Origin of the sequence: Intrasporangium sp., from assembly GCF_051961875.1 — a bacterium.
Classification (GTDB): domain Bacteria; phylum Actinomycetota; class Actinomycetes; order Actinomycetales; family Dermatophilaceae; genus Intrasporangium_A.
Genome location: NZ_JBQCCV010000178.1, coordinates 1 through 12,215, shown reverse-complemented (window position 1 = coordinate 12,215; position 12,215 = coordinate 1). Strand labels below are relative to the sequence as shown.

The window sequence follows — 12,215 nt, the reverse complement described above, 5'->3', positions numbered from 1 at the left end:
CTACATCGTCGCGCCCGGCAAGGTGTTCCGCACCGACGACCTCGACGCGACCCACACCCCCGTCTTCCACCAGATCGAGTGCCTCGCCATCGACAAGGGCCTCACGATGGCCCACCTGCGCGGCGCGATCGACGCCTTCGTGCAGATCATGTTCGGTGAGGGCACCCGCACCCGGGTGCGCGCGTCGTACTTCCCCTTCACGGAGCCGTCGATGGAGACCGACTTCGTCTGCTTCGCGAGCCACGGCGAGCCGGGACCCGACGGGTGCCGGACGTGTGGCGGCTCCGGCTGGATCGAGCTGGGCGGCTCCGGCATGGTCAACCGCAAGGTCCTCACCGCCTGCGGCATCGACCCCGACGTCTACTCGGGCTTCGCCTTCGGTCTCGGCATCGAGCGCGCCCTGATGCTGCGGCACGGGGTGCAGGGCATGCACGAGATGGTCGAGGGTGACGTCCGCTTCTCCCAGCAGTTCGGCATGGAGGTCTGAACAAATGCGTATGCCGCTCAGCTGGCTCGCCGAGTACACCGACGTCCCCGAGGGGGTGACCGGGGCCCAGGTGGCTGCCGCGCTCGTCTCGGTCGGGATCGAGGAGGAGGACCTCCACGGCGGTGACATCACCGGCCCGCTCGTCGTCGGCCGCGTCCTCGAGCTCGAGGAGCAGGTGCAGAAGAACGGCAAGCCGATCCGCTACTGCGTCGTCGACGTGGGTCAGCACGGCCAGATGCTCACCGAGGGCAAGCACCAGGAGATCGTCTGCGGGGCCACCAACTTCGAGGTCGGTGACCTCGTCGTCGTCGTGCTCCCGGGCGCGGTGCTGCCCGGCGGCTTCGAGATCTCGGCGCGCAAGACCTACGGCCGGATGTCGAACGGCATGATCTGCGCCGAGGACGAGATCGGCCTCGGCGACGACCACGCCGGCATCATCGTCCTGCGGGACGTGCTCGGCGAGGAGCAGGTCGCCGGGGTCAAGCCCGGCGACGATGCCATCGCGCTGCTCGGCCTCGGCGAGGAGACCATCGAGGCCAACGTCACCCCCGACCGGGGCTACTGCTTCTCGGTGCGTGGCCTGGCCCGCGAGTACTGGCACTCGCAGGGCAGCCCGGCCGGGGGCTACCGCGACCCGGCCCTCGTCGAGACGCCTGACGCGAACGACGCCGGCTACCGGGTCGTCGTCGAGGACGAGCGGCCGATCGACGGCAACGTCGGCTGCGACCGCTACGTCGCGCGGACGATCCGCGGCATCGACCCGACCCGGCCCTCGCCGAAGTGGATGCAGCGGCGCCTCACCCAGATGGGGATGCGCCCGATCTCGCTCGCCGTCGACGTGACGAACTACGTCATGCTCGCGGTCGGCCAGCCGCTGCACGCCTTCGACGTCGACAAGCTCTCCGGCTCGATCGTCGTCCGGCGGGCCCGGGCGGGGGAGAGGCTGACGACCCTAGACGACGTCGAGCGCACCCTCGACCCCGAGGACCTGCTCATCACCGACGGCGGCGAGCACCTGCTCGCGATCGCCGGCGTCATGGGCGGCGCCTCGTCGGAGGTCGACGACTCGACGACGAGCGTCCTCATCGAGTCGGCGCACTTCGACCCGACGACGGTGGCGCGGTCGTCCCGCCGGCACAAGCTCGTGACGGAGGCCTCGAAGCGCTTCGAGCGCGTCGTCGACCCGCAGCTGGCCCCCGCGGCGGCCCAGCTCGCCGTCGACCTGCTCGTCCGCTACGGCGGCGGCACCGTCGACGACGGTGTGACGGACGTCGACCGCACGACGCCGCCCACGCCATACCGCCTCGATGTGACCGAGCCGGCCCGCATCGTCGGGGTCGACTACTCGCGCGACCGCGTCCTCGGGATCCTCCGGGTCCTCGGCTGCGCCGTCGACGAGACCGGCGAGGGCACCGACGCGACGCACGTGCTCGTGACCCCGCCGTCGTGGCGGCCCGACCTGGCCGACGGGCCGGACTACGCCGAGGAGGTCGCCCGGATCGACGGGTACAACGCCATCCCCTCGGTCATCCCGACCCCCAGCGAGGGCCACGGCCTGACCCACGGGCAGCATGTCCGCCGGGTCGTCGCCGACGCGCTCGCCGGGGCCGGCTACACCGAGGTGCTGACCTACCCGTTCGTCGCCGAGGGCCTCGCGGACGAGCTGATGCTGCCCGCGGACGACGACCGGCGCCGCGCGGTCCGCCTCGCCAACCCGATCTCCGAGGAGCGCCCGCTCATGCGGACGACGGTCCTGTCGAGCCTCGTCGACGCGCTGCGGCGCAACGTCGCCCGGGGCCACAAGGACGTCGCCCTCTACGAGCTCGGTCTCGTGTTCCAGCCGCACGGACCCGTCGCCCAGGCGCCGATCCCCACCGTGCAGTCGCGGCCGGATGAGGCCATCCTCGCGCGGCTGTATGCCGCCGTGCCCGACCAGCCACGCCACGCCGCCCTCGTGGCGAGCGGGCTCGCCGAGCAGGCCGGCTGGTGGGGGCCGGGTCGTGCCGCCGACTGGAGCGACGCGGTCGCCGCCGTCGAGTCGGTGGCCGCGGCCCTGGCCGTGCCGGTCGTCGTCGCCAACGACCGGGGCCGGGCCCCGTGGCACCCGGGCCGGTGCGCCCGGATCTCGCTCACCGACGGGACGATCGTGGGCTGGGCCGGGGAGCTGCACCCGAAGGTGCTCGCCGCCCTCGACCTGCCGGCTCGAACGGTCGCGGCGGAGTTCGACGTCGACGTCCTCACCGCGGCGAGCGAGCTGCCGGTCCAGGCCGCGCAGTTCTCGACGTTCCCGCCCGCCATGACCGATGTCGCGCTCCTCGTCGAGGGCGACGTCGCCGCGGCGGACGTCGAGGCCGCCCTGCGGCGGGGTGCGGGGCCCGATCTCGAGGTGGTCACCCTCTTCGACGTCTACGAGGGGGAGCAGGTCGGCGCCGGGCACAAGTCGCTCGCCTACCGGCTTACCTTCCGGGCGCCCGACCGGACCCTCACGACCGAGGAGGTCAACGGGTTCCGCGACGCCGCCGTCTCGGCGGCCGCGGAGGCGGTCGGCGCGACCCAGCGCTGACCCGCCTCGGCGAGGGGACGCTCCGGTCCGCGGCACACCGACCGTGCAGGGGGCGTCTCGCATAGGCCTTCTGCAGAACTATGCATGAACGTGTATAGTCATGCATCGTGACCAGGGCAGCGGTAGCAGGAGCGAGCGGGTACGCCGGGGGCGAGATCCTCCGGCTCCTGCTCGCCCACCCGGAGATCAAGATCGGTGCCGTGACGGCCGGCAGCAACGCCGGCGAGCGACTCGGCACCGTCCACCCCCACCTCGTGCCGCTCGGCGACCGCGTCCTCGAGGCCGCGACACCGGCGACCCTCGCTGGCCATGACGTCGTCTTCCTGGCCCTGCCGCACGGCCACTCCGCGGCCCTTGCCGCCGAGCTGCCCGACGACGCCGTCGTCATCGACTGCGGCGCCGACTTCCGTCTCGAGTCCAGCGAGAGCTGGGCCCGGTTCTACGACACGGCGCACGCCGGCGCCTGGCCGTACGGCCTGCCCGAGCTCCCGCTCGCAGGTGGCGGCCGCCAGCGGGCCAACCTGCTCGGGGCCCGCCGGATCGCCGTGCCGGGCTGCTACCCGACCGGCATCTCGCTCGCCCTCGCACCCGGCCTCGCGACGGGCCTCATCGAGCCCGACGACATCGTCGTCGTCGCAGCCTCGGGCACCTCGGGCGCCGGCAAGGGCCTCAAGTCGCACCTGCTCGGCAGCGAGGTGATGGGCTCGATGTCGCCGTACGGCGTCGGTGGCGGCCACCGCCACTCCCCGGAGATCGAGCAGAACCTCTCCCGGGCCGCCGGCCGACCCGTCACCGTCTCCTTCACCCCGACCCTCGCGCCGATGGCGCGGGGCATCCGTGCGACGTCGACCGCGCGGCTGGCCGCCGGCGTCGAGCCCACGGCGGTCCGCGCCGCCTGGGCACAGGCCTACGCGGACGAGCCCTTCGTCCACGTGCTGCCGGAGGGCGTGTGGCCGCGGACAGCCGATGTCGTGGGCAGCAACCACGTCCTGCTGCAGCTCGCCGTCGACGAGCACGCCGGGCGCCTCATCGTGGTCTCCGCCATCGACAACCTCACGAAGGGCACCGCGGGTGCCGCCGTCCAGTGCGCCAACCTGGCGCTCGGGCTCGACGAGACGAGCGGCCTGCCCGTGGCGGGAGTCGCGCCGTGACCGCCCCGCAGGTCGGCGGCGCGGTGGAACCCGTCCGGCTGCCCCGGGGCTTCCGGGCCGCCGGCGTCACGGCCGGCCTGAAGCCGAGCGGCCGCCCGGACCTCGCGCTCGTCGTCAACGACGGCCCCGACCACCACGCCGCGGCCGTGTTCACCGGCAACCGGGTCGAGGCAGCCCCGGTCACGTGGTCCCGTCAGGTCCTCTCCGACCGTCGCGTCGACGCCGTGGTGCTCAACTCCGGCGGTGCGAACGCCTGCACCGGCGCGCAGGGCTTCCAGGACACGCACCGCACCGCAGAGCACGTCGCCGAGGCGCTGGGCATCTCGGCGGGCGACGTCGTCGTCTGCTCGACCGGCCTGATCGGCGAGCTGCTGCCGATGGACAAGGTCCTGGCCGGAGTCGACGCAGCCGCCGCGGCCCTGAGCCCGGACGGCCACGAGGCCGCGGCTGTCGCCATCAAGACCACCGACACGGTCCACAAGGTCGCGGCCCACGCGGGCGACGGCTGGAGCCTCTCGGGCATGGCCAAGGGCGCCGGCATGCTCGCGCCGTCCCTCGCGACGATGCTGGTCGTGCTCACGACCGACGCGGTGGTCGATCCCGCCGACCTCGACGCGGCGCTCCGGTCCGCTACGTCGGCCACCTTCGACCGGATCGACTCCGACGGCTGCATGTCGACCAACGACACGGTGGTCGTGCTGGCTTCCGGCGCATCGGGGGTCCACGTCCGCAGGGACGACCTCACGACGGCCCTCACCGCAGTGAGCGGCGACCTCGCCCGGCAGCTGATCGGTGACGCGGAGGGGGCCGCGCACGACATCGCCATAGAGGTCCGCTCGGCGGCGAGCCTCGAGGACGCCCTCGAGGTCGCCCGGGCGGTCGCGCGCAACAACCTCTTCAAGTGCGCCATCTTCGGCAACGACCCCAACTGGGGGCGGGTGCTCGCGGCGGTCGGCACGACCCGAGCCGCCTTCGACCCGCACGCGCTCGACGTGTCGATCAACGACGTGCAGGTATGCCGCGGAGGCGGCGTCGGGGACGACCGCTCACTCGTCGACCTGCGCGGTCGCGTGGTCCACGTCCTCGTCGACCTGCACGCCGGGGACCGGACCGCGACGGTCTGGACGAACGACCTCACCCACGACTACGTCCACGAGAACTCGGCCTACAGCACATGACGAACAGCAAGGTCTCCCACCCGGCACCCAATCTGCGTGGCCTCATCGACGCCGCGGCGATCCGTGTCGCGGCCGGCAAGGCGGCCACGCTCGTCGAGGCGCTGCCCTGGCTCGAGCGCTTCCGGGGTGCCCTGGTCGTGGTCAAGTACGGCGGCAACGCCATGATCGACGACACCCTGAAGGCGGCGTTCGCCAAGGACATCGCGTTCCTGCGCTATGCCGGTCTGCGGCCGGTCGTCGTCCATGGCGGCGGCCCCCAGATCAAGGCCATGCTCGCCCGGTTGGGCCTCGAGAGCGAGTTCAAGGGCGGGCTGCGCGTCACGACCCCCGAGGTCATGGACGTCGTCCGGATGGTCCTCACCGGCCAGGTCGGTCGCGAGCTGGTCGGCCTGCTCAACCACCACGGCCCGATCGCCGTCGGGCTCTCCGGCGAGGACGCGGGCCTCTTCGGGGCGCGCCGCCGAGGGACGGTCGTCGACGGCGAGCTCGTCGACATCGGCCTCGTCGGCGACGTCGAGAGCGTCAACCCGTCGGCGGTCCTCGACATCCTTGCTGCAGGGCGGGTCCCCGTCGTCTCGACGGTCGCGCCGGACCTCGACGTCGAGGGACAGGTCCTCAACGTCAACGCCGACACCGCGGCCGCGGCCCTCGCCACCGCCCTGGCCGCCGAGAAGCTCGTCGTGCTCACCGACGTCGAGGGCATCTATGCGGACTGGCCGGACCGGGGCTCGCTCCTCTCCACCCTGCAAGCGAGCGAGGCGAGACACCTGATGGCGCGGGTCGACGCCGGCATGGTGCCCAAGCTCGAGGCGTGCATTCGGGCCGTCGAGGGGGGCGTGCCGCAGGCCCACGTCGTCGACGGCCGCACGCCGCACTCGATCCTGCTCGAGATCTTCACCGACGAGGGGATCGGCACCATGGTGCTGCCCGACACGACCGAGGTGCCCGAGGCACCCGAGGAGGCCTCATGAGCAAGGGATCAGAGCTGCTCGGCCGCTACGCCAGCTCCATGGTGCCCGTCTTCGGTGCGCCACAGATCGTGCTGGCGTCCGGACACGGGTGCTGGGTCACCGACGTCGACGGCAACCGCTACCTCGACCTCCTCTCCGGCATCGCCGTCAACGCGCTCGGCCACGGCCACCCCGCGCTCGTCCAGGCCGTGAGCAAGCAGGCCGAGGCCGCGATCCACATCTCGAACTTCTTCACCTCCGAGCCGGCGGTCCAGCTCGCCGAGCGCCTCCTCGGGCTCGCCGCCGCGCCGACCGGGTCCGGCGTCTTCTTCGCCAACTCCGGGGCCGAGGCCACCGAGGCGGCGATCAAGCTCTCGCGCCGGACCGGCCGCCGCCGGATCATCGCGATGGAGGGCTCCTTCCACGGGCGCACCACCGGAGCCCTGGCCCTGACCCACAAGGCGGCCTACCGCGAGCCCTTCGAGCCGCTCATCCCCGACGTGCACTTCGTGCCACCCGGCGACGCCGACGCCCTTGCCCGCGCGGTCAACGACGAGACCGCAGCGGTCTTCATCGAACCGATCCAGGGAGAGGCCGGCGTCCGGGAGGTGGCGGCCGACTACCTGCGCCTCGCCCGGGAGCTGACCCACCGCCACGGTGCGCTCCTCGTCGTCGACGAGATCCAGACGGGCGTCGGACGGACCGGTGACTGGTTCGCCCACACCGCCGCGGGGATCCGGCCGGACGCGATGACCCTGGCCAAGGGGCTCGGGGGAGGCGTGCCGATCGGTGCGCTCGTCACCTACGGCCCTGCGACGACCGGCCTGCTCACGGCGGGCCAGCACGGCACGACCTTCGGCGGCAACCCGCTCGCCTGCGCGGCCGCCCTCGCCGTCCTCGACACCATCGAGCGGGACCACCTGCTCGACAACGCCACGCGTGTCGGCTCGCTCCTGGACGATCTGCGGCTCGACGGGGTCTCGGCCACGCGCGGACGCGGCCTGCTCCGCGCGATCGAGCTGAGCGGCATACCGGCCCCTCTGGCGATGACCGCGGCACGGGAGGCCGGCTTCATCGTCAACGCCGTCACCCCCACCGCCCTGCGCCTCGCCCCACCGCTCATCCTCAGCGAGGACGAGCTCGGCGGCTTCCTCAGCGCGCTGCCGGGGATCCTCGAGACGGCCGGGAGCCGGGCATGAGCCGCACCCAGCGCCAGCACCGCATCGCCGAGCTGCTCGACGCCCACGAGGTCCGCAGCCAGGGCGAGCTGTCCGACCTGCTCGCCGCCGAGGGCACCGAGGTGACCCAGGCGACGCTCTCGCGCGACCTTGTCGAGATCGGGGCCGTCAAGGTCCGCCGCGGCCGGGCGCTCGTCTATGCCGTGCCGGGTGAGGGCGGTGACGTGGTCGGCTCGGGTCGGCTCGACGCCTCGAACGCGCGTCTGCGCCGCGTCTGCGACGAGCTGCTCGTCTCCGTCGCGTGCGCGCGCAACCTCATCGTGCTGAAGACACCGCCCGGTGCCGCGAACTACCTCGCCTCGACGATCGACCTCACCCGCGACCCGCAGGTCATCGGCACCATCGCGGGCGACGACACGATCCTGCTCGTCGCCACCGACGACACCGCCGCCGAGAGCGTCGCCACCCAGCTGCAGTCCCTGCTCGGGACGCGCGACTGAGACCGAGGAGAATGCCACCCATGACTGAGCAGACCGAGCGAGTGAGCCTCTGGGGCGGACGGTTCGCCGGGGGGCCCGACCGCGCACTCGCCGCGCTGTCCAAGAGCACCCACTTCGACTGGCGGCTCGCCCCGCAGGACATCGCCGGCTCCCGCGCGCACGCCAAGGTGCTGTATGCCGCGCACCTCCTCTCGCAGGACGAGCTGAGCGGGATGCTGGCTGGCCTCGACCGGCTCGAGGAGGACGTCCGGTCCGGCGACTTCACCCCCGACGAGGACGACGAGGACGTCCACACCGCGCTGGAGCGTGGGCTCATCGAGCGCGTCGGGCCCGTGCTCGGTGGGCGACTGCGTGCCGGTCGGTCCCGGAACGACCAGGTGGCGACGCTGTTCCGGATGTACCTGCGCGAACACGCCCGTGTCGTGGCCTCGCTCGTCCTCGACGTCGTCGAGGCCCTGGTGCAGCAGGCGGACCGGCACCTCGGCGTCGCCATGCCCGGGCGCACGCACCTCCAGCACGCGCAGCCGGTCCTGCTGTCGCACCACCTGCTCGCCCACGCGTGGGCCCTGCTGCGGGACGTGGACCGGTTGCGGGACTGGGATGCGCGTACCGACGCCTCTCCCTACGGGTCCGGGGCGCTGGCCGGGTCGTCGCTCGGGCTGGACCCCGAGGCGGTCGCCGCCGACCTCGGCTTCTCCCGAGCGGTGCAGAACTCGATCGACGGCACCGCCTCGCGCGACTTCGTGGCGGAGTTCGCCTTCGTCTGCGCGATGACGGCCGTGGACATCTCCCGGATCGCCGAGGAGGTCGTCCTCTGGGCCACCAAGGAGTTCTCCTTCGTCACGCTCGACGACGCCTACTCGACCGGGTCGAGCATCATGCCGCAGAAGAAGAACCCCGACGTCGCCGAGCTCGCCCGGGGCAAGGCGGGTCGACTCGTTGGTGACCTCGCCGGCCTGCTCACGACACTCAAGGCGCTACCGCTCGCGTCCAACCGCGACCTGCAGGAGGACAAGGAGCCGGTGTTCGACGCGGTCGACACGCTCGAGGTGCTCCTACCGGCCTTCTCCGGAATGGTCGCCACACTGACCTTCAACACCGAGCGGCTCGAGTCGCTCGCACCCCAGGGCTTCGCGCTCGCGACCGACATCGCGGAGTGGCTCGTCCGCCAGCACGTGCCGTTCCGGGTCGCCCACGAGGTGGCCGGCGCCTGCGTGCGGCTCTGCGAGGAGCGCGGCATCGAGCTCTGGGACCTCACCGACGACGACTTCGCGGCGGTGAGCGAGCACCTCGGGCCGGACGTACGGTCGGTGCTCTCGGTCGAGGGCTCCCTGGCGTCGCGGGACGCCGTCGGGGGCACCGCGCCCGCCCGGGTGGCCGAACAGCTCGGCGCCGCCCAGGAGCAGCTGGTGACGGCCCGGTCCTGGGCCGGGGGAGACGCCTGACGGTGGAGCCCGACTGCGAACGGCTGCCCCGCGACTTCTTCGCACGTCCCGTGCTCGAGGTCGCCCCGGACCTGCTGGGCTGCCGGGTCAGCCACGCCGGCGTGACGGTGCGGCTGACCGAGGTCGAGGCCTATGCGGGCATGGTCGACCCGGGCTCGCATGCCTACCGTGGCCCGACGCCGCGCACCCAGGTGATGTTCGGGCCGGCGGGCTTCCTCTACGTCTACTTCACCTACGGAAACCACTGGTGCGCCAACCTCGTCTGCGGGCACGAGGGGTCGGCGGAGGCCGTCCTGTTGCGCGGCGCCGAGGTCATCGACGGGTTCGACGTCGCGCGCGAACGCCGCGGCAATGCTCGGGAGCGGGACTGGTGCCGCGGGCCGGGCCGGCTGGGCCAAACACTCGCCCTCGGGCGGGACGAGACGGGACGAGACTTCTGCCGCCCGCCCCTCGGCGACCCGGTGGACCTCGTCGTCTCCCGACCCCAGTGCGAGGTCGACCGTTCCGCGGTGCGGACCGGTCCACGGGTCGGGGTGAGCGGACCGGGTGGCGACGCCGAGCGGTTCCCCTGGCGGTTCTGGATCGACGGCGAGCCGACCGTCTCGACCTACCGGCCCGGGGTGGTGCGCACGCGCGCCCGTTCCCGGTGAGGACCGCTGAGCATGGCTGGGGACCGCTGAGGACCGGCGCATGGAACGCATTGGTGGCCCTCGGGGCGGGTAGGGCAGGCTGTCCCTGCGGGAACGACCCGCCCGAACGAGAGGAACGGACACCGTGACGGACATCTTCGACGAGCTGCAGTGGCGCGGCCTGGTGGCGCAGACCACCGACGAGGCGGCGCTGCGCGAGGCACTCGCGAAGGGACCGGTCACCGTCTATTGCGGTTTTGACCCCAGCGCTCCCTCGCTGCACTTCGGCAACTTCGTCCAGCTGTCCGTGCTGAGGCGCATGCAGGCCGCCGGCCACCACGTCATCTGCCTCGTCGGTGGGTCCACCGGACTCATCGGTGACCCGAAGCCGGACGCCGAGCGGGTCCTCCAGGACAAGGACACGATCGGCCGGTCGGTCGAGCGGATCCAGCGGCTCGTGGGGCCCCTGCTCGACTTCGAGGGCGACAACGCGGCCGAGCTGGTCAACAACCTCGACTGGACCGCGCCGATGAGCGCTCTCGACTTCCTGCGTGACATCGGCCAGCACTTCAGGGTCAACCAGATGATCCGCAAGGAGGCTGTGGCCCGCCGCCTGGAGAGCGAGCAGGGGATCTCGTACACCGAGTTCAGCTACCAGATCCTGCAGGCCCTGGACTACCTCGAGCTGTACCGCAGCAGGGACTGCGTGCTGCAGATCGGCGGCAGCGACCAGTGGGGCAACATCACGGCGGGCGTCGACCTCGTCCATCGGGTCGAGCAGGCGACCGTCCACGCCCTCGCCACCCCGCTGCTCGTCGACTCGGAGGGGCGCAAGTTCGGCAAGTCCGAGGGCAACGCGGTCTGGCTGTCTGCCGACATGACGAGCCCGTACGCCTTCTACCAGTACTTCCTCAACGTCGAGGACGCCTCCGTGGTGAGCATGTTGAAGGCCCTGACGGACCGCGACCGCGACGAGATCGCCGAGCTCGAGAAGCAAGTCGCGGACGAGCCGTTCCGGCGGACAGCGCAACGCACCCTGGCCGCGGACGTCACGACACTGGTCCACGGAGCCGAGGCGACCCGGGCCGTGCAGGCGGCGAGCGAAGCGCTCTTCGGCAAGGGCGAGCTCGCGGACCTCGATGAGGTCACTCTGCGCGACGCGACCGCCGAGCTGGCCGGCGCCACGGTCCCGGCCGGGTCCTCCGTCGTCGAGGCCCTCGTCGTCACCGGTCTGGTCGACTCGCGCAATGCTGCCCGCCGCGTCATCGCGGAGGGGGGCGCGTCGGTCAACAACGTGAAGGTGACGGACGCCGAGGCCGTGCTCGGCGAGGACGACTTCCTCCACGGCGCGGTCGCCGTGCTCAAGCGGGGCCGCAAGAACCTGGCCGCAGCCCGTCTGGCGTGACCTGAAGGCGCCGGACTCCCTTTCGTGTGAAGCGAGTCCGGTGCCTTCTACGTCCGTAGCGGGCCCCGATTTGGCAATCGGCGAGAGGGCCCGCTAATGTTCTCGATGTCAGCCCGACAGGGAGGAACGGACGCCAAGGCGGAGCGAGAGATCGCACCGCGAAGTAGGCCGGTCCCGGGGCAGACACCCAGTTCGGAAGGTACGGGAACATCCCGGCCCCGAAGTGGGTTCCGCTGAACCAAGCGGGTCAAGTTCGGTCGCTCTGAGAGCGGGTCACGAGTTTGACTCCCAAGCTTGAGGCGGGTAAGTTTGAAGGGTTGCCCCGGAGGCCGGAATGTGGTTCTGGTTGATGGTGTGTGTCCGATTCTTGAGAACTCAACAGCGTGTCAAAAATCGATGCCAAGTTTACCTCGTCGCGGGGTGTTTCTGGTCTGCCGTTGTGGTGGGCTGGGGGTGTCTCGTAGCGATGATTTCTTTGGTTGGAGAATAACAGCTTTATGCTAGTTGTTTACTTCTGCCAGTGATTGTGCCCTTCGTGGGTTTTTTACTTCAACGGAGAGTTTGATCCTGGCTCAGGACGAACGCTGGCGGCGTGCTTAACACATGCAAGTCGAACGATGAAGCGCAGCTTGCTGCGTGGATTAGTGGCGAACGGGTGAGTAACACGTGAGTAACCTGCCCCTGACTCTGGGATAACTCCGGGAAACCGGGGCTAATACCGGATATGAC

Annotated in this window: 10 protein-coding genes and 1 rRNA gene; all 11 read left to right on the top strand. The window is 71.5% G+C overall.

Going from position 1 to position 12,215, the window contains the following annotated elements:
- A partial coding sequence (locus tag ACTHJJ_RS10540) for a tRNA ligase subunit PheS family protein (protein ID WP_440302896.1) occupies positions 1–487 on the top strand: 487 nt, incomplete at its 5' end.
- A gap of 4 nt (positions 488–491) precedes the next feature.
- On the top strand, positions 492–3,050 hold the full coding sequence (pheT, locus tag ACTHJJ_RS10535) for a phenylalanine--tRNA ligase subunit beta (RefSeq protein WP_440302895.1): 2,559 nt from the start codon (positions 492–494) through the stop codon (positions 3,048–3,050).
- Positions 3,051–3,157: 107 nt separating this feature from the next.
- Entirely contained in the window at positions 3,158–4,201 is a 1,044-nt protein-coding gene (gene argC, locus ACTHJJ_RS10530; protein WP_440302894.1) for an N-acetyl-gamma-glutamyl-phosphate reductase, read from the top strand.
- Complete coding sequence (argJ, locus tag ACTHJJ_RS10525; RefSeq protein ID WP_440302893.1) at positions 4,198–5,379, top strand: bifunctional glutamate N-acetyltransferase/amino-acid acetyltransferase ArgJ; 1,182 nt, start codon at positions 4,198–4,200, stop codon at positions 5,377–5,379. The genes argC and argJ overlap by 4 nt, the downstream gene beginning before the upstream one ends.
- A complete protein-coding gene (gene argB, locus ACTHJJ_RS10520; RefSeq protein WP_440302892.1) occupies positions 5,376–6,350 on the top strand; it encodes an acetylglutamate kinase in 975 nt (324 codons plus the stop codon). The genes argJ and argB overlap by 4 nt, the downstream gene beginning before the upstream one ends.
- Complete coding sequence (locus ACTHJJ_RS10515; RefSeq protein WP_440302891.1) at positions 6,347–7,528, top strand: acetylornithine transaminase; 1,182 nt, start codon at positions 6,347–6,349, stop codon at positions 7,526–7,528. The genes argB and ACTHJJ_RS10515 overlap by 4 nt, the downstream gene beginning before the upstream one ends.
- Positions 7,525–8,007: an arginine repressor gene (argR, locus tag ACTHJJ_RS10510; RefSeq protein WP_440302890.1), complete on the top strand. Its 483-nt coding sequence runs from the start codon at positions 7,525–7,527 to the stop codon at positions 8,005–8,007. Before ACTHJJ_RS10515 ends, argR begins: the two co-directional genes overlap by 4 nt.
- A gap of 20 nt (positions 8,008–8,027) precedes the next feature.
- The gene (argH, locus tag ACTHJJ_RS10505; RefSeq protein WP_440302889.1) at positions 8,028–9,452 is read left to right on the top strand and encodes an argininosuccinate lyase; all 1,425 of its coding nucleotides are present in this window, start codon (positions 8,028–8,030) and stop codon (positions 9,450–9,452) included.
- Between the two features lie 2 nt (positions 9,453–9,454).
- The gene (locus tag ACTHJJ_RS10500) at positions 9,455–10,102 is read left to right on the top strand and encodes a DNA-3-methyladenine glycosylase (protein WP_440302888.1); all 648 of its coding nucleotides are present in this window, start codon (positions 9,455–9,457) and stop codon (positions 10,100–10,102) included.
- 124 nt (positions 10,103–10,226) lie between these two features.
- On the top strand, positions 10,227–11,486 hold the full coding sequence (gene tyrS / locus ACTHJJ_RS10495) for a tyrosine--tRNA ligase (RefSeq protein WP_440302887.1): 1,260 nt from the start codon (positions 10,227–10,229) through the stop codon (positions 11,484–11,486).
- A 549-nt stretch (positions 11,487–12,035) separates the two neighbouring features.
- Positions 12,036–12,215: ribosomal RNA gene (locus ACTHJJ_RS10490) — 16S ribosomal RNA — on the top strand; the annotation flags it as partial.